Here is a 22,822-nt window from a genome sequence, read left to right as displayed (position 1 = left end):
CCCTATTTGATCACAGTGGTGATGGGCGCAGCCACGGGTAAACCGCGCCGCGCAAGTAAGGTTTCATTCCCCGCCTCTGGATTACGCGGCACCAAAAGCGACAAGGCGAAAGATGTGGCAGCCATCCCTGACGCAAGCAGGAACACCGCAATCGGCGAGGTCAGCCAGATATACCCCAAGATCGCGGGCAAGAACACCGCTGCGATATGGTTGATGGTAAAGGCCACGGCGGCCGTAGGCGCAATATCAGCGGGATCTGCGATTTTCTGAAAATAGGTTTTGATGGCGAGGGCCAGCGCAAAAAAGATGTGGTTGCCGACATAGAGCACCGCCGCCATACCCACGCCCCAATCAAAATGATAGAGGACCGCATAAAGCAGGAATATCACGAACAAGCCCGCATATTCAAACATCAAGGCCGCACGTTCCCCAAAAAAGGCAACAGCACGACCCAGAAGCGGTGCTGCGATCATATTGGCGACCAATGTGACCATGAACAGCACTGTGATCTCATGCACGGCAAAGCCATAGCGCTCGACCATCATGAAGCCTGCAAACACCACGAAAATCTGCCGCCGCGCGCCCGACATGAATTGCAGCGCATAATAGAGCCAATAGCGGCGGCGCAGGATCATTTTGCGGTTCTGCGGGGTTGGGCCCTCAAATTGGGGGAAGGCGAAAAATGCAATCATTGCAACCAAGGCGGTGAAGCCGCCCGCCACCCCATAGACCAAGTCATAGCTCAAATCATAAGCACGCCATGTCAGCACGATTAACCCATAGGCCAAAAGCGTGGCCAAAGACCCCATCGACATCAGCCAACCAATGGTCTGTGGCGCGCGCTTTTTGTCGATCCATTGCAATTGAAGCGATTGGTTGACTGTCTCGTAATAATGGAACCCGATGGAGGAGATCAGGGTGACAATCAACAATCCCCCCAAGGATGGGAATTGCGAGGTCAGCGCCGTGGCCAGACCCAACATAACCAAAGACACAAGCGCCAATTTCTGCTCGCGGATCACAAGCAATAAGGCAATCACGCCAATCGCGAGAAACCCTGGAATTTCGCGCACCGAATGCAGCCATCCTATGTCGGCCCCGTCAAACCCTGCCGCCTCAATCACAAAATTATTGAGCAATGCCGACCATGTGGCAAAGGCCACAGGCATCGCAAAAGCGATCAGGAACAAAAGAACCTGTGGGCGCTGCCAGCGCGGCAAATGTGAGGTTTCAGAGAGGGGCACGAGCTTCATAGACTTTGCCATAGGCCCGAAGGGCTAGGCTTGGCAATTGAAACTTTCACCCCATACGATCTGCCAAAAGAAATTCTGCCGCCGCATCAAGGCGAATATGCGGGGGGCCAAACCCCGCGCGCAGGCTTGATATAGGCGGGGCGAAATCTGTCACCGCGAATTCATGATCCGACCAATCCCGCGCGCCTTCGCGTGCAGGGGCAAGGATATGGTCGGGATGGTCTGGCAAGTGCCCCGCATCAAGGGCGCGCATCTGATTAGATTGCCCAACACGGCCCCGCACCAGATCAACCTCGGCCCCGTCTAGAATGCGGCTTTCCTCAACGGTGCTGCGCAGGCCTGCAATCGCCATAGCCCACGTTTTCGCCCCCCGATAATCGGCGCGCTGTTTGGCCTCTTGCACCAAAGCCTCGAGAAGATTGGCATAGGCCTGATGCTGAGATTGATGCAGGTAATCTGCCTTGGTGGCGGCAAAAAGGATACGATCGGTTTTTTGCCCCAAGAGTGCCGCCAAAGGGCCATTCGCGCCGTGGCGGAACACCGACAAAATACCCGCCATCGCCTGTCGCAAATCTTCTAAGACCTCAGGCCCACCTTGCATGGCGCTGAGCAGATCCACCAAAACCACCTGACGATCAATGCGGGCAAAATGCGCGCGAAAGAACGGCCGCACGATTTGCGATTTATAGGCCTCAAAGCGTCGCGCGGCCTCGCGCGCGATTGTGCCACGCCTCAGGGCCTCAATCGGCAAGGGGCAAAAGGTTAGCGCAGGGCTGCCCTGCAATTCGCCCGTCAAGATAAAACGGCCGGGGGTCAATTGGCTGAACCCCGCCGCGCGCGCCGCGTGCAGATAGGCGGTGAAACTTTGCGCAAGGGCCGAGGCCTGCATCTCATCATGGCGCGTCTCAGCCACAGCTTCGGTGGCAATCGCCAAGAAATCCCGTGCCGCCGCCAAGCTATGCGCTTTGGCGGAAATCTGCGCCAAACTGGACTTAGACCATTGCGCGTAGCTTTGCGTCAACAGTCCCAAATCCAACAACCATTCACCCGGATAATCAGTGATATCCAAATGCAAGCGGCGTGGGCCCGTCAGACGCGCAAGCCGTGTTTTTGGCGTGATGCGCAAGGACAAGCGCAATTGCGAAACTCTGCGCGTGCCAATCGGCCAATGCGCCTCTGGCCCCGTCATCGCGGCAAGATGGCTTTCGTAATCAAATCGCGCGACCGTATCATCGGGTTGTGGTTGCAGGTAGGCTGCTTCAATCCGACCTTCGCGCTCGGGCGAGAATGCCGCCATGCGGCCCCGCTCCATCAAATTGGCCACGAGAGAGGTGATAAACACCGTCTTTCCTGCGCGAGACAGCCCTGTCACCCCCAAGCGCAGGCTTGGGTCTGAAAAGGCGCGCGTCAATGCTTCGCCCGTGCCCTCCAGGCTGTCACGCAGCATATCGCCCAAAGATGATATCACGCTTGGCCTGCCCCCATCAAATGCCTTGTGCAAAGATAGGATGGCAAAGCCGCCATGGATAGGGGGTTATGGGCAATTGCATGGCGCGCGCGTTTCCGTTAGCCAAAGCCATGGCCCGTTATGCGCTCAAAGTCGAATATGATGGTCGCCCCTTTGCGGGGTGGCAACGTCAGGCTGATCAACCCTCAGTGCAGGGTGCGATTGAGGCTGCGCTTGCACAGCTTGAGGCGGATGTGCCCTCCATCGCTGCGGCAGGGCGCACAGATGCAGGCGTTCATGCCACGGGTCAGGTCGCGCAATGTGACATGGCCCAAGAGTGGCAGCCCTTTCGCCTGTCTGAGGCGCTGAATTATCATTTGAAACCTTTGCCCGTAGCAATTGTGGCCTGTGCGCCCGTGTCAGAGGATTGGCACGCGCGGTTTTCCGCAGTTGAACGGCGCTATACCTATCGGCTGATCAACCGCCGCGCGCCCTTGACCCTTGATGTGGGGCAGGCATGGGCCGTCAAGCAGCCCCTTGATCTTACCGCCATGCAAGAAGCCGCACGTCATTTGATCGGCAAGCATGATTTCACAACCTTCCGTGCCTCTATCTGTCAGGCGAAATCGCCCGTCAAAACCCTTGATGAGATACGGATTGAGGCCTTCCCGCGCGGCGATGCGGTCGAATTTCAATTTCACCTGCGCGCGCGCTCGTTCCTACACAATCAAGTGCGCTCGATTGTCGGCACGCTTGAGCGGGTTGGGGCGGGATCATGGTCGCCTGACGATGTGCGCATCAGCCTAGAGGCGCGCGATCGGGCCGCCTGCGGCCCCGTTGCGCCGCCAGATGGATTAATCCTGACGGGCGTGGGGTATCCAGATGATCCGTTCAGGGGTCAAGGATCATGACCCCCACCGCTTGGCCCGTGACCCGCGAAATTGTGCTTGTGGGAGGCGGGCATAGTCACGCGCTTGTCGCGCGCATGTGGGGGATGCGGCCACTTGCGGGTGCGCGCTTAACCCTTGTCTCGCCCAACCCAACGGCGGCCTATTCAGGGATGCTGCCCGGTGCGATTGCGGGGCATTACCGACAAGACGAAATCGAGATTGATCTGGTTCGCCTTGCCCGTTTCGCCAATGCCCGCCTCATCCTTGCCCCCGCCATTAGGATTGATCGAACGGAAAAACGCCTGCATCTCGCGGGGGGTAGGTCTATTTCCTATGATATCATGTCGATTGATATTGGCATCACGACAGATATGCCCGCCTTAGCAGGCTTTGCAGATCATGCCGTGCCCGTCAAACCTCTCGAGGGGTTTGCAGCCGCATGGGAGGGCTTTCTGACCCAAGCGCCCAATCCTGCACGCATCGCCCTTATCGGCGGCGGAATTGCGGGGGTTGAGGTCGCCATGGCCGTGGCGCACCGCCTGCGCGCCACAGGGCGCAAGCCCGAGGTAACGATATTTGAGCGGGCACAAGCGTTGCAAGAATTGCCTTCGCGCGCGGCACGGCTACTGCGACAAGACTTGCGCATCCAAAATATTACCCTGCACGAGAGCGTTGAAATTACCGAGATCACCGCGCAAATGATCCATCTGCGAGATGAGCCCCCACTGCCCTTTGATTTGATCCTTGGCGCGGCAGGCGCGCGGGCGCATCCGTGGCTGGCACAGACAGGGCTTGCCCTGAAAGATGGGTTCATCCGCGTGGGCGCCGATCTGCGCAGCGTGACAAACCCTGATATTTTCGCTACGGGGGATTGCGCGCATTTTGATCATGCCCCCCGCAGTAAGGCGGGCGTTTATGCGGTGCGCGCGGCAAAACCCCTTTTTCACAATCTGCGCGCGGCTGCGATGGGGCGCAGTTTGCGCGCCTATCAGCCGCAACGCCATTGTCTCAAGCTAATTTCCTTGGGCGATAAGCGGGCCATTGCCACGCGCGGAAGGGTGGCTGCATCCTTTCCATTTCTGTGGACGTGGAAAGACCAAATTGATCGCAAGTTCATGCAACAGCTGACGCAGTTGCCTGAGATGGCGGCACGACCGCAACCGCCGCAAGACCACGCGCTTGGCATAATCGAGGCCATGGGGCCAAAACCGCAATGCGGTGGCTGTGGCGCGAAACTGGGCCAAGCCGCGCTTGAGGCCGCCCTGCCCCCACCCCCAACCCACCGCAAAGACATTGAGATTGGGCGGGGGGATGATGCGGCGGTGCTGCATATAGGCAGCGCGCGCCAAGTGATCAGCACAGATCATCTGCGCGCGTTTTGCAATGACCCTGCAGTGATGGCGCGCATCACTGCCATTCACGCACTTGGCGACATTTGGGCCATGGGGGCCGCCCCGCAATCGGCCTTGGCAATGATCACCCTGCCCCCCTTATCAGAACCGCTGCAAAGTGCTTGGTTGACCGAAATCATGTCAGCCGCCGCCGAAGTGATGTCAGCGGCAGGGGCCGATATTATCGGCGGCCATAGTGCGGCGGGTGCGGAACTGAGCATCGGGTTCACAGTCACAGGTCTTGTTGCAGATCGCGCAATCGGACTTACGGGGGCGCAAGCAGGGGATGCGCTGATCCTGACCAAACCCATTGGCACAGGGGTTCTTCTGGCGGCAGAGATGCAAGGATTGGCAAAGGGCCGCGACATTGTGCGCCTTTATCAGGGGCTTACGACACCGCAGGGGGCGGTGGCGGATATTCTCGCCCCCCATGCCCGCGCCATGACCGATGTCACGGGGTTCGGCCTTGCAGGCCATATCATGAATATCGCCCGCGCCTCAGGCGTGGGGGCGCAGATTTGGCTGGATCAAATTCCTCTCTATAAAGGCGCGCTTCATTTGGCGGCGGCAGGGGTGCAATCGACCCTTTACCCGCAAACCCGCGCGCATCTTTTGGGGCAAATACGGGGCACAACATCGGGCCCGCGCGCCGATCTGTTATTTGATCCTCAAACCGCAGGCGGGCTTTTGGCAGCCCTGCCCCAAACCGCCCTGCCAGAGGTGCAAGCGGGACTTCAAGCCACAGGTCACAACGGATGGGTTATTGGCGAGATAACGGATCAAACTGGCAGGCTTGAGATCAGTTGAGGGGATTGAACCACCGCCGCCAAGCCGCTAATCCCGTGACCTATGACCCAAGATGCAGTCACACCCTATTTCACCCGCGCTGATGGCAGCTATCTCTTCGCCCGTTGGGGTCGGCCTATCGCCCCTGTAGTGTTTGGGGTTGAGGATGCGACCGTGTCCATCGTCAAGGGCGCGCTTGAGGCGGTTGTCGCACTCGCTGGCCACCAGATGGCCGAGACAGATCCCGAACTGGGCGCGAATTTCATGATTTTTTTCATCCGTGATTGGGACGAGGTTCTTGCCACACCCAATATGGATCGCCTGCTGCCCAATTTAGCCGAGATCATTACGCGGCTCAAATCGGTAGATGCCAATCAATATCGCGCATTTCGCTTTGATGCCGATGGTGGCATCAAAGCGGCCTTTGTTTTTGTGCGCATGGATGCGGATTTATCGCGTCTGCCCGCCGATACCATCGCGCTGTCACAAGCGGTGCAGACGATTTTACTTTGGTCGGATCAAGCCTTTCTAGGGCACTCCCCTCTGGCCGCAACAACCGATGGCACAGCACGCCTGAAACCTGAAATTGCAGCGATTATTCGTGCAGGCTATGATCCTGTGATGCCCGTCTGTGCGCAAGAAAGCACACATGGCCTACGCATGGCGGCACGGGTGGCTGTCTTGGAGCACAGAAATTGAGCATGACGCATCACTGGCCCATCCGTGTTTATTACGAGGACACCGATCTGGCGGGGATCGTCTATTATGCCAATTACCTAAAATTCATCGAGCGCGCCCGCAGCGAGATGGTGCGCGAGCTTGGCATTGATCAAACGGCACTGAAGGCCACACAGGATATCGTATTTGCCGTGCGCCGCGTTGAGGCTGATTACCGCGCGCCCGCAAAATTCGATGATGAATTGGTGGTTGAAACCAAAATTCTGCGCGCAAGCCCTGTGCGCTTGGAATTGAGCCAAGATGTCATGCGCGCAGGCACCGTGATCTTTGCCGCAAAGGTCACCCTCGCCACCATCAATGGTCAAGGCGGCGTGGCGAAACTGCCGCCCGAAATGCTGTCGAAATTCTGCTAAGCCCTGAGAGCAAGGATTTGCCAATCACGCGGGCTTGAGCGCGCGCCCATTCCCAAGTGATTTTGAACCTGATATAGGTGAACGCGATCCCATGCTTAGTGCCGCAAAAAGAACGGCGCCGATTTGGGGGTGCTTTGCCCAAAAGGCAAGGTCGGGCATCGAGGCAAATAGAAAGAACGGGCATGGACGCTACAACGCTTAGCATGGCGCAAGAGGCTGATTTCACCCTCATAGCGCTGTTTTTCCGCGCATCCTTTATTGTGCAGGCCGTGATGATCGCACTGATCGTGGCCTCAGTTTGGGTCTGGGCGATCACGATCAACAAATTTCGGATTTATCGCCGCGCAAGGCAAAACACAGCAGATTTTGACGCAGCGTTTTGGTCGGGTCAGCCGCTTGATTTGCTCTATGATCAAATCGCCGAAAGCCCGCAATCAGCCGCGGAACGTGTCTTTGTGGCGGGCATGGCCGAATGGCGCAACTCGCTGCGTGACGATGGCGCGCTCATCCCTGGTGTGCAGCAACGCGTGGATCGCTCGATGGATGTGGCAATTGCCCGCGAAGCAGAGCGCCTAACCGCAGGCTTGACCTTCCTTGCCACAACAGGCGCAACGGCACCATTTGTTGGCCTCTTTGGTACAGTTTGGGGGATCATGCGATCCTTCCAAGAAATCGCGATTTCTGGCAACACATCCCTTGCCGTTGTGGCGCCTGGTATTGCCGAGGCCCTGCTGGCTACAGGTCTTGGCCTATTGGCCGCGATCCCTGCCGTGATTTTCTACAACAAACTGTCGTCCGACTCAGATCGGATCATTGCAGGCTATGAGAGCTTTGCAGATGAGTTCTCCACCCTCCTGTCACGGCAGCTTGACTGATGGGGGCCTCGGTTGCGCAAAAATCGGGTGGCGGTCGCAGACGTGGCCGCAGACGGGCGGGCAGCAGCCGCGCCATGTCCGAAATCAACGTCACGCCTTTCGTGGACGTGATGTTGTGCCTTTTGATCATCTTTATGGTGGCCGCCCCGTTGATGACTGTTGGTGTGCCGATTAACCTGCCAGACACTGCCGCAGAAGCCCTGCCGAGTGAGGAAGAAGAACCGCTCACTGTAACCATCGCCCCCGATGGGCGGGTGATGATCCAAACCACCGAAGTTTCACGGGATGAACTGGTCACGCGACTGTTGGCCATTGCAGGCGAGCGCGACAGCACGCGCATTTTCCTACGCGCAGATGGCGCGATTTCCTATGAGCAAGTGATGCAAATCATGGGCGCGCTGAATGCGGGCGGCTTTCGCGAAATTGGCCTTGTGACCGATGCGGGTGGGCCTGCGCTGGATGGCGCGGCGGGCAGCGGGCCTGAGGGGTAAGTTTGATGCGGCGGGAGCTTTATGTCTCGGCTGGGCTGCACATCGCGCTGCTCTTATGGGTGGCGTTTGGAGATATTTTGTTTCACCGCAACACGGAAACCGATTTTCAGGTGACGGGCGTTCAAATCATCTCAACCGCTGAATTTGAGGAACTTACCCAAGCCGCGAGCCTGCCACCTGTGCCCGAACCTGCGCCAGAGCCAACGCCAGACCCCGCACCGCAACCCGAGGTGCAACCAAAGCCCCCAGAAATCAGCGCTCCCCCATTGGGCGCGGAGGATGCGCCCCCGTCAGATACGCCAACACCTGAGGCCGCGCCGCGCGTGGCACCAACACCCGCGCCCACACCGCCGCCTGATGCCGAAATCGCGCCGACTGTTGTCGAGGCAACCCCTGAGCCTGATACGCAAAGTGAAACGCCCGTTGAACAAGAGGTGGCCCAAGCCCCCGAAGCCGCAACGACCCAGATCGTAACAGAGGCCGAAACACCCGCGGCAAGCCTTGCACCGATTGCGTCACCAGTGCCGACCGCACGGCCACAGCGCCCCACACCCGAACCAGAGCCGCAGCCTGAGCCTGAACCAGCGCCTGAACCTGCTGACCCGCTCGCTGATGCGATTGCGGCGGCGGTTGCAGATGCGGTCAGCGCCCCTGCGACCCCCTCCGTCCCCTCTGGCCCGCCCCTCAGCAGCGGCGAAGTGGATGGTTTGATCGCGGATGTGCGCACGTGTTGGAATGTGGGCGCGCTATCCTCCGAGGCGCAGCGCACAATTGTCACCATCTCGGTCACCTTGGGCCAAGATGGGCGGCCAGATGCGGGGTCTATCCGAATGATCGATAGTTCTGGTGGCTCGGATGCATCGGTCTCCCAAGCATTTGAAGCAGGACGCCGTGCAATTTTGCGCTGTGGCGCAAACGGGTTTAACCTGCCCCCAGAAAAATACGACCAATGGCAAACCATCGAGATGGTCTTCAACCCTGAACAGATGAGGCTGAGATGAAGGCGCAGTTGATTACAGTTTTTCGCGGCTTGGGGCTGTGCCTTGCGCTTGGCGCAAGCAGCCTACCCGCATGGGCCCAAGGTGCAGGCGGGCCTTTGCGCATTGAGATCACCGAAGGTGTGATTGAGCCGCTCCCCTTTGCCCTGCCCGTCTTTATCGCGGATACGCCTGATATGGCCGATGCCGCCCAAGATATCACGCGGGTGATTGCCGCCGATCTGCGTGGCACAGGCCTGTTTCGCGAAATCCCAGCCGAGGCCCATATTTCCACAATCACCAGTTTTGACAGCCCCGTGCAATTTGCCGACTGGCAAGCCATCAATGCCCAAGCCCTGATCACGGGTTCGGTGGGCCGCACCCCAGAGGGGCAGATGGTTGTGCGTTTTCGGCTTTTTGATGTGTTCTCGCAACTGCCGCTCGGGGATGGGCTGCAATTCGTAGCAACGCCCGAAACATGGCGGCGCATGGCGCATCGGGTGGCAGATCAAGTCTATAGCCGCATTACAGGCGAAAGCGGATATTTCGACACGCGCGTGGCCTTCATCAACGAGGAAGGGCCCAAAAACGCGCGGCTCAAGCGTCTGGCCCTGATGGATTATGACGGCGCGAATGTTCAATATCTAACAGATAGCAGCGCGATTGTTCTTGCGCCCCGCTTTTCGCCAGATGGGCGCAGCTTGCTCTACACATCCTATGAAAGTGGCACGCCGCGCATCTATCAGATGGATATTGCGAGCGTGACCCACCGTCCTTTGGCCGATCTTCCTGGAACCATGACCTTTGCCCCGCGCTATTCCCCTGACGGGCAGCGCGTTGTGTTTTCGGTCGAACGGGGCGGAAATAGCGATATTTATGTGCTTGATTTGGTCACGGGCACGCAGACACGTTTGACCGAAGCGCCTTCGATTGAAACGGCACCAAGCTTTTCACCAGATGGCAGCCAAGTCGTGTTTGAAAGCGACCGCTCTGGCAATCAGCAGCTTTACATCATGCCTGCCATGGGTGGCCCTGCGCAGCGTATCAGCCGCGGCAGTGGTCGTTATGGCACCCCCGTCTGGAGCCCGCGCGGCGACTATATCGCCTTCACCAAACAAGAGGCAGGGCGGTTCCATATCGGCGTGATGCGCATTGATGGCAGCGAAGAGCGTCTTTTGACAGCGTCTTTCCTTGATGAAGGGCCAACTTGGGCGCCGAATGGGCGCGTGGTTATGTTCACCCGCGAAACTGCAGGCACAAATGGGGCGCCTGCGCTTTATTCGGTCGATATTTCGGGGCGCAACCTTCAGCGTGTCGCGACACCGGGAATGGCGTCCGATCCCGCTTGGTCGCCGCTGTTGCAATAACCCGCACGTGATTGGCCGAATCATTATGCCCGATTCACAACGCGCTTTGGACATGTTACACAGGGCCAAAGCGGTGCTCACAATCGGGGTGGAATGACCTGCCCCGTGTCTTAGGAATGTAAACGATGAAACTTTTGGTAAAATCAACTTTGATGGTTGCGATGCTTGGTCTTGCAGCCTGTTCGCAAGCAGGGCTTGGCGGCAATGGCGCAAGTGGCCAATATGGCGCTGGCGCAGGCGGGAATTACGACCCTGCAAGCCCCGAATATTTCAACCAAACCATTGGTGACCGCGTGTTCTTTGCGGTGGATCAATCGAACCTGTCGGCTGAGGCAATCGCGACCCTAGACCAACAGGCGAACTGGCTGTTGAGCAACCCAAACTATACCGCGATTATCGAGGGTCACGCGGATGAACAAGGCACGCGCGAGTATAACCTTGCGCTTGGCGCGCGCCGCGCGGCATCGGCACAGGAATATCTGATCAGCCGTGGGGTCGCGCCCAATCGTCTGTCGACAATCTCTTATGGTAAAGAGCGCCCGATTGAGATTTGCTCGAACGAAGCGTGCTATAGCCGCAACCGCCGCGCAGTGACGGTGATTGCCGCTGGTGCGGGGGTCTAAGTGATATGCTCAAGCGGGCGCTGATCTGCGGAGTTATGGTCATTGGCCTTGGGGGCGGCATGCCCCCCCATGCGGCCTTTGCCCAAACTGACCAAGCCCAAAGCCTTGCCGATATTCGGCAAGAGCTATCGGTGCTTTACTTCGAGATACAGCGCCTCAGGCTTGAGCTCTCAACAACGGGCGGGCCAAGCCTGCCCGCAGGAACGGCGAACCCGCTTTCGCGGCTTGACGCCATAGAGACCGAATTGCGCCGCATGACCGCCGCAACCGAAACGCTGCAATTGCGCATCGAGGCGATTGTGGGTGACGGCACCAACCGCATTGGTGATCTGGAATTCCGCCTGTGTGAATTGGAACCTGACTGCGATATCGCAACGTTGGGTGATACGCCCTCCTTGGGCGGTGTTGCCCCCAGTGGGGACACAGGCACGCCCTTGGGCCAAGGCAGCACCCTTGCGCCCGCGCCAAGCACCGGCGGGGCCAGCGATGGCCCGCAATTGGCCGTTGCAGAACAATCAGATTTTGACCGCGCCCTTGCGGCCTATGATGCGGGCAATTGGGCAGAGGCCGCACAAGCCTTTAACCGCTTCGCAGAAACTTATCCTGGCGGCCCGCTGTCGGGCGAAGCACACTTCCTGCGCGGTGAGGCCGAAGTCCAGCAAGGGGCCTGGAGCCGTGCAGCCCGCGCCTTTCTTGACAGTTTCTCAGGCAGCCCCGATGGCCCAAGCGCGCCTGCGGCCTTGGCTCGCCTTGGGCAATCCTTAGGCGAATTGGGCCAAATTGAGGAGGCCTGTATCACGCTGTCGGAGGTCGCTACGCGCTATCCAGAGGCACGCAGCGAAATTGCGACTGCCGAAGCAACGCGTGCGGCGCTTGCGTGCAATTGAGTCTGAGCGATAAATTTCACAGTGAGATGGCGCGGCTATGCCCCGCGCCTTTACCGCCAGTTTTGGCCATCATGGTTTCAGGTGGCAGCGATAGCCTTGCCTTGATGATGCTGGCCCATGATTGGGCCGCAGAGATGCGCCAAGACCCTGACAATGGCCCCGTGACGCTGATTGCGATTACTGTGGATCACGGACTACGCCCCGAAAGCGCCGCCGAGGCGGAAGGGGTGGCGAAAATCGCGCATTATCTTGGGATTGATCACGTCACCTTGCAATGGAAATGGGATGGCGTGGGCAACTTACAGGCCGCCGCGCGCGCTGCGCGCTATAGCCTTGTTCAAGAATGGCGCAGACGCAAACGGCCTGAAATTGGCGCGATCCTTGTGGGCCATACCCGTGATGATCAGGCCGAAACCTTTTTGATGCGCCTATCGCGTGGATCGGGCGTTGAGGGATTGGCCGCGATGAAAGCCTTGCCGCTATCGCATAAGGCCGCAGATGCGGCAGGGGCTACCCCGGTTATTCGTCCAATCCTTTGGGCGTCTCGCGCTGACCTGCGTGCGGCCCTGCAAGCGCGCGGGATGCAATGGATCGATGACCCCTCAAACGATAACGAAGAATATCTGCGCGTGCGCACGCGCAAAGCGATGCGCGATCTGGCCGGAATTGGTCTTGATGTCGACACCCTCACGCGTACGGCAGACCACATGGCCCGCGCCAGCGTTGCACTTTGGGCGCGCGCGGCGGATGTGGCCCGCGATGTCGTCACCGAACCCTATCCAGGCATTCTGCGGTTTGACCTGACGCGCCTTGAAAGGATTGAAGAAGAAACCCAATTGCGACTCTTGGCGCATGGGATTGGGTGCTTGACCCAAGCCCCCTACAGGCCCCGCCTCAGCAGCCTAGGGGCCTTGGCAGAAGCCGCACATGCGGGGCGCGGAGCAACGCTTCAAGGGGTGCAAAGTTTTGTGCAAGATGATGCGCTGATCTTGGTGCGTGAATTGCGCGCAGTGGCCGATTATGAATGCCCTGCAGATGGGGCGTCTGCATGGGATGGGCGGTGGCGCATCAAAGGGCGCCGTTTGAGCGAGGCCGTGATCCGCCCCTTGGGCGCGCAAAGCCTTGCTGCGCTTGAGCTGCCAAAGGGTTTGCCAAAGGCCGCGTTTCAGTCTTATCCCGCGCTTTGGGCGGGCCAAGCCTTGGTTGCCGTGCCCTATTTGGCGCGCGAGGGACTATGCGCGCCGCAATATGATCCATCGGCAGAGTTCCACCGATCCATATTATCGCATTGAAGTCAGCCAAAGCTTCCTTATCTTAGAGGGAACGCAAGCGCGCATGTGGCGCGGCTGCCGCGAAAGCGAGGAGAATTCTGTTGGGCAATGCTCGTAATATCGCCTTTTGGGTCATTTTGTTTTTGTTGATCCTTGCGCTGTTCAATCTGTTCAGCGGCAACCAGTCATCGGTCAATGCCCGATCAGTGGCTTATTCTGATTTCATCTCTCAAGTCGAACAAGGCTCGGTGAGCACGGCAACGATAGATGGCGAAGCGGTGCAGTTCACCACTTCGGAGGGCACATTTGAAACCACCCGTCCTGCGGACAGTGACATCGCCACCGCCTTGATTGACCAAGGGGTGCGGGTCGAGGTTCGCCCACAGGAGCAGTCGGGATTCATGTCCATTTTGTCACTGTGGCTGCCCGTTCTGGTTCTCATCGGGATCTGGATTTTCTTCATGAATCGCATGCAAGGCGGCGGTCGTGGCGGGGCAATGGGTTTTGGAAAATCCAAGGCAAAACTGCTGACCGAGAAGCATGGCCGCGTCACCTTTGACGATGTTGCAGGGATCGATGAAGCCAAGGAAGAATTGGAAGAAATCGTTGAATTCCTAAGGAATCCGCAGAAGTTCAGCAAGCTTGGTGGCAAGATCCCCAAGGGCGCGCTGCTTGTCGGCCCTCCTGGAACGGGTAAGACCTTGCTTGCACGTGCCATCGCTGGCGAGGCGGGTGTGCCCTTCTTTACCATCTCTGGCTCTGACTTTGTCGAGATGTTCGTGGGTGTCGGCGCAAGCCGCGTGCGCGATATGTTTGAGCAGGCCAAAAAGAACGCGCCTTGTATCGTCTTTATTGACGAGATTGACGCGGTCGGGCGCTCACGCGGTGTTGGCTATGGCGGCGGCAATGACGAACGCGAGCAAACCTTGAACCAGCTTCTGGTTGAGATGGACGGCTTCGAGGCCAACGAGGGTATTATCATCGTGGCGGCGACCAACCGCCCAGATGTTCTTGACCCTGCCCTTCTGCGTCCTGGTCGTTTCGACCGTCAGGTACAGGTGCCCAACCCAGACATCAAGGGCCGTGAAAAAATCTTGGGCGTCCATGCGCGCAAAGTGCCTCTTGGCCCGAATGTCGATCTGCGAATCATCGCACGCGGCACGCCAGGCTTTTCGGGTGCTGATTTGGCCAATTTGGTGAATGAAGCCGCTTTGATGGCGGCCCGCGTCAATCGCCGCTTTGTCACGATGGAAGATTTCGAGAATGCCAAAGACAAGGTGATGATGGGGGCTGAACGCCGCTCAATGGTGATGACTGAGGATGAAAAACGCCTCACCGCCTATCACGAAGCGGGCCACGCGGTGGTTGGATTGAACGTGCCGCAGCACGATCCAATTCACAAAGCGACAATCATCCCGCGCGGTCGTGCCTTGGGTTTGGTTCTCTCCCTGCCTGAGCGCGATCAACTGTCCGTCAGCTACACAAAATACACCTCGAAAATCGCAATGGCGATGGGGGGCCGTGTGGCTGAGGAGTTGGTATTTGGCAAAGAGAACGTCACCTCTGGGGCGGCCTCTGACATTCAGCAGGTCAGCCGCATTGCGCGCGCCATGGTCACGCAATTTGGCTATGCCGAAGAGCTGGGCTATGTCGATTACGCCAATGAGCAGCAATCCTATTTGGGCTCTTATGGCGGCGGCACGAACCATTCGGCGGCCACGCAAAAGATCATTGACGACAAGGTCAAGGAATTGGTGAATCAAGGTTATGAGACCGCCAAGCGCATCTTGACCGAAAAACGCGATGATCTTGAGCGTTTGGCACAAGGTCTGCTTGAATATGAAACCCTCACAGGCTCTGAGATCACCCGTGTTATCGCGGGCGAACCTTTGAACCGCGGCGATGATGGGGATGACACAGGCACAGGCGGTGGCGCCTCGATCACCGCGATTCCAAAAACCAAATCGCGCAAACCGCGCAATGACGATGGCGGGATGGAGCCTGAACCCTCGACGTAAGCGGCCATGGTTTTCTAGACTACAAGACACCCCCCAATCCGTTTCGATCTGGGGGTGTTTTCATTTCTGCGCGCTCTGCTTCTGGCGCACCACGGCGCGAAAAGGTCGAAAACAGTCCGCGCGATTCAGAATCGCCTCCCTATAGTCGCGCTGAATTCGACCTTTTTTCTCAACCCCCAACTATGAATGGGACACGCGCATCATGGCCTTCAAAACCGACATCGAAATCGCACGCGCCGCAAACAAACAGCCAATCAAAGAGATCGGCGAAAAGCTGGATATCCCATATGAGGCGCTGCTGCCCTATGGGCACGACAAGGCAAAAGTGTCTCAGGATTTCATCAACGGCCTTGAGGGCCGCGACAATGGCAAGCTGATCCTTGTAACTGCGATCAACCCCACCCCTGCGGGCGAAGGCAAAACCACCACCACAGTGGGACTTGGGGATGGTCTTTGTGCGATTGGCAAAAAGGCCGCGATTTGTATCCGCGAAGCCTCGCTTGGGCCAAACTTTGGCATGAAGGGTGGTGCAGCTGGCGGTGGCTTGGCGCAAGTTGTACCAATGGAAGAAATGAACCTGCATTTTACAGGCGATTTTCATGCGATTACGGCGGCGCATAACCTGCTCTCTGCGATGATCGACAACCATATCTACTGGGGCAACGAGCTGCAGATTGACGACCGCCGCGTGGTCTGGCGCCGTGTTCTCGATATGAACGACCGCGCCTTGCGCGATGTTGTGACCTCACTTGGCGGTGTGTCCAACGGCTTCCCACGACAGACAGGGTTTGACATCACAGTGGCCTCCGAAGTGATGGCCATCTTGTGCTTGGCAGATGATTTGGCGGATTTGCAGCGCCGTTTGGGGGATATGATCGTGGCCTATCGCCGTGACCGCAGCCCGATTTACGCACGCGACATCAAGGCCGATGGCGCAATGACTGTTCTGCTCAAAGATGCCATGCAGCCAAACCTCGTGCAGACCCTCGAGAACAACCCCGCCTTTGTGCATGGTGGCCCCTTTGCCAATATCGCGCATGGCTGTAACTCGGTCATTGCCACCAAAACCGCGCTGAAATTGGCGGATTATGTGGTCACCGAAGCAGGCTTTGGTGCGGATCTCGGCGCTGAAAAATTCATGAATATCAAATGCCGTAAGGCAGGGCTTTCGCCCGATTGCGTGGTCTTGGTTGCCACTGTGCGGGCAATGAAAATGAATGGCGGCGTTGCTAAGGCTGACTTGGGCGCAGAAAATATTGAAGCGGTCAAAAAAGGCTGCCCAAACCTTGGTCGCCACATAGAGAACCTGAAAGGTTTTGGTGTTCCTGTGGTTGTCGCAATCAACCATTTCTACAGCGACACAGATGCCGAAGTCGCCGCCGTTCAAGACTATGTGAAATCACTGGGATCTGAGGCCATCTTGTGCCGCCACTGGGCAGAAGGATCAAAGGGGATCACCGACCTTGCGACCCGCGTGGCGCAATTGGCGGATAGCGGTTCTGCTGCCTTCCAAACGCTCTATGCCGATGACATGCCACTGTTCCAAAAAATCGAAACAGTGGCCAAGCGGATTTATCGCGCGGACGAGGTGTTAGCGGATCAAAAAATCCGTGATCAGCTCAAAGCATGGGAGGATGCAGGCTATCAAAACCTGCCCGTCTGTATGGCAAAAACGCAATATAGCTTTACCACAGATCCAAACCGCCGCGGCGCACCAACAGGTCATTCCTTGCCCGTGCGCGAAGTGCGTCTTTCGGCAGGTGCAGGGTTTATCGTTGTGATCTGCGGCGAGATCATGACCATGCCTGGCCTGCCGCGCGTCCCCAGTGCGGAGAATATCCGCCTGAATGACGCAGGCGAGGTTGAGGGGCTGTTCTAAACGCCTTTTTCAATAAGGCAATCCCCGCCCGTTGCAGCAGTAACGCGGTGGGGATATATGCCTTGCCAATAGACCGAAAAACGACCCCGAACAAGGAATGACGCCATGACCGCCCATATCATTGACGGCAAAGCTTTCTCAGCCAAAGTTCAGCAAATGGTGACTGACCATGTGACCGCAATGAAAGCAGATCATGGCATCACCCCAGGTCTTGCTGTAGTGTTGGTCGGCGAAGATCCTGCAAGCGAGGTTTATGTGCGCTCAAAAGGCAAGCGCACAGTTGAGGCTGGGATGAATTCCTATGAACACCGCCTTGATGCCACAACCTCGCAGGCGGAACTTCTGGCCTTGATTGATCAATTGAACGCGGATCAATCGGTGCATGGTATTTTGGTGCAATTGCCCCTGCCTGACCACATTGACAGCGCGCTTGTGATCAATGCGATTGACCCAGCGAAGGATGTGGATGGGTTCCATATCTCGAATGTGGGTCTGCTTGGAACGGGGCAGAAATCCATGGTGCCCTGCACGCCATTGGGCTGCTTGATGATGTTGCGCGATCATCACGGCAGCCTTTCTGGCCTCAACGCTGTGGTTGTTGGGCGCTCGAATATTGTGGGCAAACCTATGGCGCAACTTTTGCTTGGCGACAGCTGCACTGTCACCATCGCCCATTCCCGCAGCAAGGATTTGGCCGCAATTTGCCGTGGCGCAGATATTCTGGTGGCCGCTGTCGGCCGCCCCGAGATGATCACGGGTGACTTCGTCAAAGAGGGGGCTACGGTGATTGATGTGGGCATCAACCGCATCGCCACCCCTGAGGGCAAAACCCGCCTTGTCGGCGATTGTCATTTTGACAGCTGCGCGGCCCAAGCGGGCGCGATCACCCCTGTTCCTGGCGGTGTCGGGCCAATGACCATTGCCTGCCTTTTGGCTAATACGCTCACCGCCTGCGCGCGCAGCCATGGCTTGCCCGAGCCCGAAGGGCTTACCGCTTAAGCGGGATCATGACAGGCGGCTGTCCCAAAACGATGGCCGCCGCATCTGCCCCCAATAGCCCGGCAAAGGCGGGATCATCGGCCCAAAGACCGCCCGTATAAGCCCCAAATGCGGGCAAGATCAGGCGCTGTGCATCCATCAAAAACGCAGCGCGCGACAGGCTACGCCCACGCAAAGCCACGCGCATTTTTGGATGATAATGACCTGAAATCTCAAACCGCCCTTTGGGTAAATCAGCCCGCGCGATATGGCGCAGGATAAAGGGCGGCGTTTCAAATTCATCCAGATGTTCGCCCGAAAGATTTACAGGGCCTGCATCATGATTGCCCAAAATCCAAACCCATTTGCGCCCTGCTTGGATGGGCCCTAAACGCCGCGCCAAATAGGGCGAGAGGTTCCGCGCGGCCTCTAGGTCGTCAAAACTATCCCCCAGACAGATCACCACAGCGGGATCATAGGTGGCAATCTCTTCCGTCAATCGCGCAAGGGTTTCGGGGGTGTCATAGGGCGGCAATAATCCTGCACCACGCCGCGCCATCCGTTCAGATTTTCCCAGATGAAGGTCGGACACAATGAGAACATCCGCCTTTGGCCAATAAAGCGCGCCTTGCGGCGTAGCCAAAAGGCGTTCCATGCCAAACTGAAATTCAAGATGGGCTTGCATCGCCTATAGATGCGCCAAGCCAAAGACAGGGGCAAGCCCCCTCACCTGTGACCAAGCGCGGCTTGGGGCAGGAATTTTGCGGCTTCTTCCTCCAACAGACGTTGATCGGCAGAACCATGGACAGGGATGCGCCCCGCCTCAAGCAACAAGGGCGCTGCAAATGGGCTGACGCGGGGCAGCGCGATATGGTCAATACGCCCGCCTACGCGGGCCAACATTTCATCAATGCGACCAAAATCGACCAACCCCCGCAACGCATCACGGCGCGTCATCTCAAGTAAGATATGGTCGCTGTCATATTTGCGCAGCGTGTCATAAAGGATATCTGACGAAAACACAGCCTGCCGCCCTGTTTTCTTGGTGCCATTCACGCTGCGCTCGATCAGCCCAGAGATCAACGCAACCGCCTTGAAACTGCGCTTCATGACGGCGTTTTCTGACAGCCACCCTTCAAAGGCCGCACGCAATAAATCAGGCGCAAAGAGCGGCCTTGGATCAGCTATGGGATCAAGCCCCCAAATCAGCGTGGCATAATCATTGGCCACAAAGCCCATCGGGGCGAGACCCAGTTGATCCATGCGATGGGTCAGAACAAGGCCAAGGGTCTGCTGTGCATTGCGCCCCGCAAAACCATGCACACAAAGATGTGCGCGGCCCTCATGGGGGTAGGTTTCCACCAGCAATCGGTCACGCTGCGGCAAGCGGGACAGGCGCGTCTGATGATCCAGCCAGTCGGCAATATGGGCGGGCAAACCCGACCAATCGCCACTTTCAAATCGCGCCAAAATGCGATCAGAGAGTTGTAGGGAAGTTGCGAATTTCGTGCCCATGAATGTTGCAATTTTCGGCCGCTTTTGGGGGCTTGGGCTGACCTCAACCACCAATTCGCGCATGCCCTCATAGCGCACGATCTGCCCCCCGATGAGGAAACTGTCGCCTTGGCGCAATTGCGCGGCAAAGTTTTCTTCAACCTCGCCCAAAGGTGCCCCGCCGCGCCGTTTGGCCATGCGCACTTTCAACCTGTCGGTTTCGATAATCGTGCCAATATTTTGGCGGATGCGCGCCGCACTGCGTGGATCTCGCAAAGCTAGCGTCCCATCGGGCCGCCTGACCAGTCTTTGCCAGCGATCATAAGCGCGCAGCGCATAGCCACCTGTCGCGCAAAACTCCAAGGCACGGTCAAATTCGGCACGGGTCACGCCCGCATAGGGCGCGGCTGAGGTGATCTCGGCATAAAGATCATCGGGTGCAATCGGCCCTGCACAGGCACAGATCAAGATATGCTGGCACAGAACGTCCAGCCCGCCCTGACGGATGGGGTCATCTTCAAGCCCGCCATCGCGCACCGCCTCAAGCGCCGCTTGGCACTCGAGATATTCAAAGCGGTTGGCGGGCAAAATACACGCCTTAGATGCAAGATCAAAGCGGTGTCCCGCGCGCCCGATGCGTTGCACAAGGCGCTTAACCTCTTTGGGTGCACCAATTTGGATCACCAGATCAACATCGCCCCAGTCGATCCCCAGATCGAGACTGCCTGTGCAGACGATTGCGCGCAGGCTGCCCTCACTCATCGCGGCCTCGACCTTGGCGCGGGCCTCGCGCGACAGCGCGCCATGATGGATACCAATCGGTAGGGTGTCCTCATTGGCCTGCCACAATTCGTGGAAAAACAGTTCGGCATTGGCGCGGGTGTTGTGAAAGATCAGCGTGGCGCGATGGCGTTTAATCTGGTCATAAACCGCCTGCACGCCATATCGCCCGCTGCCGCCCGCCCATGGGGGCGGGATATCCGCCTTAAGAATGGCGATATTGGGCGCGGGGCCTTGCGGCGCGGTAATGATCTCAGCCCTGCTGTCCGGCGCCAAATAGGCCGCGATTTGAGAGGGGTCTTTTACTGTGGCGGACAAACCCACACGGGTCATCTGAGGGGACAACCGCGCAAGCCGCGCGAGACACAACATCAGTTGATCGCCCCGTTTGCTGTCAATCAGCGCATGAATTTCATCTAGAATAACCCGCTTCACCGAGGCAAAAATTTTATCCGCGTCAGGATAGGACAATAACAGCGCAAGCGATTCAGGCGTGGTCAGCAAAATCTGAGGCGGGTCAGCGCGTTGACGCCGCCGCATATGGGCCGATGTATCACCCGTTCGATCCTCAATACGAATATCAAGGCCCATCTCGGCAACAGGGATCTGAAGATTGCGCCTGATATCTGCCGCAAGCGCCTTGAGCGGCGAGATGTAGAGCGTGTGCAGCCCTTGTTTGGGTGCATGGATCAAATCCACAAGCGAAGGAAGAAATCCCGACAGGGTTTTGCCCGCACCCGTGGGGGCGATCAAAACCTGCGCAGGTGATGTCGCGCGTAGCATCGCGCGCTGATGCGGGTGCATCTGCCATCCGCGCGTAGCGAACCAATTGTCAATTTGGGTAGGCAATACGTCCATACCCCGATCATAGGGCGGCCCGCCTGCCCGTCCAATCAAAGATCAGATTTGCGCCGCGCCTAAGCCAAGATAAAGGATCAATGTGCCCGCTAAGGCCACGCCCATAGGAAACAATTTTCCGGCCTCCCAACTGGCCCATGTTGCGGTAGCCTTGCGGATCAAGGTGATTTTGCCCGCGATACGATGCACCAACCACGACGCCAACAAAACGCCTGCAAAAAGAACCAAAAATTGCATCCCATCCCCTTTGGCGATGAACAGGGACAAAGCGGCCGCAAATTTTGCATCCCCCGCCCCGATGGCAATCGGGCCGATTGTGGACATCAAAAACCCAACAACCAAAACCCCCAAGGCCCAAACCCAACACATGGCGTAAACCTCAAGCGGTAATAGAAACAGGCCCGCAACCGCGAAAATTGCAATTAGGATCAGCACTGACAGATTTGGAATGCGCATTCGGCTCAGGTCTGTCCAAGTCACATAAAGGCACAACAGTGCGGTCAGGATTAAAAAAAACCAAAGCCTCAATCTGCATCAAATGTGTCATTAATTGCGAACCCCGCTGTCTAAGGCGCGCTGTGTTGCGACAGACGCCTCGAAATATTGTGGATGGGTATCAATGGCCTCAGCCAGCAGGCCACGGCCTAGATCAAAGCGATCCTGTCGAATAGCCGCCAATGCCATCGTATAGAGAAGCTGTGCGCGCTCCACTTGGGTCTTATTGACGAGCGGAAGGGTAAATTCACCTTGTGCGGCGCCCACCAGCACCAGAAGCCGTAATTACCATAGATCAGAGGCCGATCATGCACTAACAATTAACTTGGCACAGTTAGATGAGGCTGCTCAACCCCCCTGCCGCGAAACCCGCATGATGACGGGGCCCATAGCGCTTGGTTCTGGGCAGATATTCCCCATGGGCTTACGGGCGGGGTGCCAAGATTTGAGGCCGCGCTGAATGTGATCGCCAACGCACCTGACAGGCAACACGGAGATAACGCCGCTGGCATGGGTGATCTGGCCCGCCGCTATGGCGCAGTGATCTTGCGCGAGACAATCGAAACGCAGGTATCACCTGCTCTCGCCTTGGCCATTTTGGCGGTGGAGTCGGCTGGGGTCGCAGATGCCCAAAGCGGCGCAGCCGCCCAAGGGGTGATGCAATTAATCCCTGATACAGCGGCGCGCTTTAACGTAGATGATCCATTTGACCCCGCGCAAAACATTCGCGGCGGCGTGGCCTATCTGGATTTTCTAATGGGGCGCTTCGCCCGTGACCCGCTTTTGGTCATCGCGGCCTATAATGCGGGGGAAGGGGCAGTGGATACGGCGGGTGGCGTGCCAAACTTTGCCGAGACCCGTGCCTATGTGCCAAAAGTGGCTGAGGCGTGGCAGGTGGCGCGGCTGTTATGCATCACGCCACCTGAGTTGATTTCGGATGGCTGCGTTTTTGCAACCATGCAGCCCTAAGG

21 protein-coding genes are annotated in these 22,822 nt (G+C 57.7%); 15 read left to right on the top strand and 6 right to left on the bottom strand.

What is annotated here, in order from left to right; genetic code table 11:
* Window positions 1-2: 2 nt before the first annotated feature.
* Both AAC637_RS09200 and AAC637_RS09195 read right to left on the bottom strand, forming a co-directional pair.
* Complete coding sequence (locus AAC637_RS09200) at window positions 3-1,253, bottom strand: MFS transporter (RefSeq protein ID WP_340303667.1); 1,251 nt, start codon at window positions 1,251-1,253, stop codon at window positions 3-5.
* Window positions 1,254-1,299: 46 nt separating this feature from the next.
* Window positions 1,300-2,721 carry a YcjX family GTP-binding protein gene (locus AAC637_RS09195; RefSeq protein WP_340303299.1) on the bottom strand — a complete coding sequence of 474 codons (1,422 nt, stop codon included), beginning with the start codon at window positions 2,719-2,721 and terminating at the stop codon, window positions 1,300-1,302.
* 110 nt (window positions 2,722-2,831) lie between these two features.
* Here AAC637_RS09195 and truA point away from each other — a divergent pair, with 110 nt between their 5' ends.
* From truA to folD, 14 genes are all read left to right on the top strand, one after another.
* Window positions 2,832-3,611: a tRNA pseudouridine(38-40) synthase TruA gene (gene truA, locus AAC637_RS09190; protein WP_340303666.1), complete on the top strand. Its 780-nt coding sequence runs from the start codon at window positions 2,832-2,834 to the stop codon at window positions 3,609-3,611.
* Window positions 3,608-5,788: a selenide, water dikinase SelD gene (selD, locus tag AAC637_RS09185; protein WP_340303298.1), complete on the top strand. Its 2,181-nt coding sequence runs from the start codon at window positions 3,608-3,610 to the stop codon at window positions 5,786-5,788. The genes truA and selD overlap by 4 nt, the downstream gene beginning before the upstream one ends.
* 42 nt (window positions 5,789-5,830) lie before the next feature.
* Window positions 5,831-6,466: a hypothetical protein gene (locus tag AAC637_RS09180; protein ID WP_340303297.1), complete on the top strand. Its 636-nt coding sequence runs from the start codon at window positions 5,831-5,833 to the stop codon at window positions 6,464-6,466.
* A 2-nt stretch (window positions 6,467-6,468) separates the two neighbouring features.
* On the top strand, window positions 6,469-6,858 hold the full coding sequence (gene ybgC, locus AAC637_RS09175) for a tol-pal system-associated acyl-CoA thioesterase (RefSeq protein WP_340303665.1): 390 nt from the start codon (window positions 6,469-6,471) through the stop codon (window positions 6,856-6,858).
* A gap of 182 nt (window positions 6,859-7,040) precedes the next feature.
* Window positions 7,041-7,733, top strand: coding sequence for a protein TolQ (gene tolQ, locus AAC637_RS09170; RefSeq protein WP_340303296.1), 693 nt, complete (start codon window positions 7,041-7,043; stop codon window positions 7,731-7,733).
* On the top strand, window positions 7,733-8,224 hold the full coding sequence (gene tolR / locus AAC637_RS09165; protein ID WP_317655620.1) for a protein TolR: 492 nt from the start codon (window positions 7,733-7,735) through the stop codon (window positions 8,222-8,224). The genes tolQ and tolR overlap by 1 nt, the downstream gene beginning before the upstream one ends.
* Before the next feature lie 5 nt (window positions 8,225-8,229).
* Complete coding sequence (locus AAC637_RS09160; RefSeq protein WP_340303295.1) at window positions 8,230-9,225, top strand: hypothetical protein; 996 nt, start codon at window positions 8,230-8,232, stop codon at window positions 9,223-9,225.
* The gene (gene tolB / locus AAC637_RS09155; protein WP_445322731.1) at window positions 9,222-10,568 is read left to right on the top strand and encodes a Tol-Pal system beta propeller repeat protein TolB; all 1,347 of its coding nucleotides are present in this window, start codon (window positions 9,222-9,224) and stop codon (window positions 10,566-10,568) included. Before AAC637_RS09160 ends, tolB begins: the two co-directional genes overlap by 4 nt.
* A gap of 125 nt (window positions 10,569-10,693) precedes the next feature.
* On the top strand, window positions 10,694-11,191 hold the full coding sequence (gene pal / locus AAC637_RS09150; RefSeq protein WP_340303294.1) for a peptidoglycan-associated lipoprotein Pal: 498 nt from the start codon (window positions 10,694-10,696) through the stop codon (window positions 11,189-11,191).
* A gap of 5 nt (window positions 11,192-11,196) precedes the next feature.
* Window positions 11,197-12,078, top strand: coding sequence for a tol-pal system protein YbgF (gene ybgF, locus AAC637_RS09145; RefSeq protein ID WP_340303293.1), 882 nt, complete (start codon window positions 11,197-11,199; stop codon window positions 12,076-12,078).
* Window positions 12,069-13,370 (top strand): tRNA lysidine(34) synthetase TilS, encoded by a 1,302-nt coding sequence (tilS, locus tag AAC637_RS09140; RefSeq protein WP_340303292.1) that lies wholly within the window; start codon window positions 12,069-12,071, stop codon window positions 13,368-13,370. The genes ybgF and tilS overlap by 10 nt, the downstream gene beginning before the upstream one ends.
* 80 nt (window positions 13,371-13,450) lie before the next feature.
* Window positions 13,451-15,367, top strand: coding sequence for an ATP-dependent zinc metalloprotease FtsH (gene ftsH / locus AAC637_RS09135; protein ID WP_340303291.1), 1,917 nt, complete (start codon window positions 13,451-13,453; stop codon window positions 15,365-15,367).
* Window positions 15,368-15,569: 202 nt separating this feature from the next.
* Window positions 15,570-17,246, top strand: coding sequence for a formate--tetrahydrofolate ligase (locus AAC637_RS09130; protein ID WP_340303290.1), 1,677 nt, complete (start codon window positions 15,570-15,572; stop codon window positions 17,244-17,246).
* A gap of 105 nt (window positions 17,247-17,351) precedes the next feature.
* Window positions 17,352-18,245 carry a bifunctional methylenetetrahydrofolate dehydrogenase/methenyltetrahydrofolate cyclohydrolase FolD gene (gene folD / locus AAC637_RS09125; protein WP_340303289.1) on the top strand — a complete coding sequence of 298 codons (894 nt, stop codon included), beginning with the start codon at window positions 17,352-17,354 and terminating at the stop codon, window positions 18,243-18,245.
* On the opposite strand, the gene pdeM is transcribed toward folD, so the two are convergent.
* From pdeM to AAC637_RS09105, 4 genes are read right to left on the bottom strand one after another with little or no spacing between them, the layout of a single operon-like run.
* Window positions 18,235-18,909, bottom strand: coding sequence for a ligase-associated DNA damage response endonuclease PdeM (pdeM, locus tag AAC637_RS09120; RefSeq protein ID WP_340303288.1), 675 nt, complete (start codon window positions 18,907-18,909; stop codon window positions 18,235-18,237). The two genes, folD and pdeM, sit on opposite strands and share 11 nt — an antisense overlap.
* Window positions 18,910-18,950: 41 nt before the next feature.
* Window positions 18,951-21,356, bottom strand: coding sequence for a ligase-associated DNA damage response DEXH box helicase (locus tag AAC637_RS09115; RefSeq protein ID WP_340303287.1), 2,406 nt, complete (start codon window positions 21,354-21,356; stop codon window positions 18,951-18,953).
* 42 nt (window positions 21,357-21,398) lie between these two features.
* Window positions 21,399-21,848, bottom strand: a complete 450-nt coding sequence (locus AAC637_RS09110; protein WP_340303663.1) for a prepilin peptidase — start codon at window positions 21,846-21,848, stop codon at window positions 21,399-21,401.
* A 54-nt stretch (window positions 21,849-21,902) separates the two neighbouring features.
* Window positions 21,903-22,124: a hypothetical protein gene (locus AAC637_RS09105; protein ID WP_340303286.1), complete on the bottom strand. Its 222-nt coding sequence runs from the start codon at window positions 22,122-22,124 to the stop codon at window positions 21,903-21,905.
* Between the two features lie 162 nt (window positions 22,125-22,286).
* Here AAC637_RS09105 and AAC637_RS09100 point away from each other — a divergent pair, with 162 nt between their 5' ends.
* Window positions 22,287-22,820, top strand: coding sequence for a lytic transglycosylase domain-containing protein (locus AAC637_RS09100; protein ID WP_340303285.1), 534 nt, complete (start codon window positions 22,287-22,289; stop codon window positions 22,818-22,820).
* Window positions 22,821-22,822: the final 2 nt, after the last annotated feature.

Source organism: Roseobacter sp. HKCCD7870, from assembly GCF_037830315.1.
Classification (GTDB): domain Bacteria; phylum Pseudomonadota; class Alphaproteobacteria; order Rhodobacterales; family Rhodobacteraceae; genus M30B80.
The sequence above is the reverse complement of the archived record's forward strand: the minus strand, read 5'-3'. Positions and strand labels throughout refer to the sequence as shown.

Bases quoted from the DNA above. Each gene is read 5' to 3' on its own strand.
- AAC637_RS09200 (WP_340303667.1), bottom strand. From the start codon at position 1,253: ATGAAGCTCGTGCCCCTCTCTGAAACCTCACATTTGCCGCGCTGGCAG.
- ybgC (WP_340303665.1), top strand. From the start codon at position 6,469: ATGACGCATCACTGGCCCATCCGTGTTTATTACGAGGACACCGATCTG.
- ybgF (WP_340303293.1), top strand. From the start codon at position 11,197: ATGCTCAAGCGGGCGCTGATCTGCGGAGTTATGGTCATTGGCCTTGGG.
- truA (WP_340303666.1), top strand. From the start codon at position 2,832: ATGGCCCGTTATGCGCTCAAAGTCGAATATGATGGTCGCCCCTTTGCG.
- AAC637_RS09180 (WP_340303297.1), top strand. From the start codon at position 5,831: ATGACCCAAGATGCAGTCACACCCTATTTCACCCGCGCTGATGGCAGC.
- AAC637_RS09130 (WP_340303290.1), top strand. From the start codon at position 15,570: ATGGCCTTCAAAACCGACATCGAAATCGCACGCGCCGCAAACAAACAG.
- tolR (WP_317655620.1), top strand. From the start codon at position 7,733: ATGGGGGCCTCGGTTGCGCAAAAATCGGGTGGCGGTCGCAGACGTGGC.
- folD (WP_340303289.1), top strand. From the start codon at position 17,352: ATGACCGCCCATATCATTGACGGCAAAGCTTTCTCAGCCAAAGTTCAG.
- tolB (WP_445322731.1), top strand. From the start codon at position 9,222: ATGAAGGCGCAGTTGATTACAGTTTTTCGCGGCTTGGGGCTGTGCCTT.
- tolQ (WP_340303296.1), top strand. From the start codon at position 7,041: ATGGACGCTACAACGCTTAGCATGGCGCAAGAGGCTGATTTCACCCTC.
- pdeM (WP_340303288.1), bottom strand. From the start codon at position 18,909: ATGCAAGCCCATCTTGAATTTCAGTTTGGCATGGAACGCCTTTTGGCT.
- AAC637_RS09160 (WP_340303295.1), top strand. From the start codon at position 8,230: ATGCGGCGGGAGCTTTATGTCTCGGCTGGGCTGCACATCGCGCTGCTC.
- pal (WP_340303294.1), top strand. From the start codon at position 10,694: ATGAAACTTTTGGTAAAATCAACTTTGATGGTTGCGATGCTTGGTCTT.
- selD (WP_340303298.1), top strand. From the start codon at position 3,608: ATGACCCCCACCGCTTGGCCCGTGACCCGCGAAATTGTGCTTGTGGGA.
- AAC637_RS09115 (WP_340303287.1), bottom strand. From the start codon at position 21,356: ATGGACGTATTGCCTACCCAAATTGACAATTGGTTCGCTACGCGCGGA.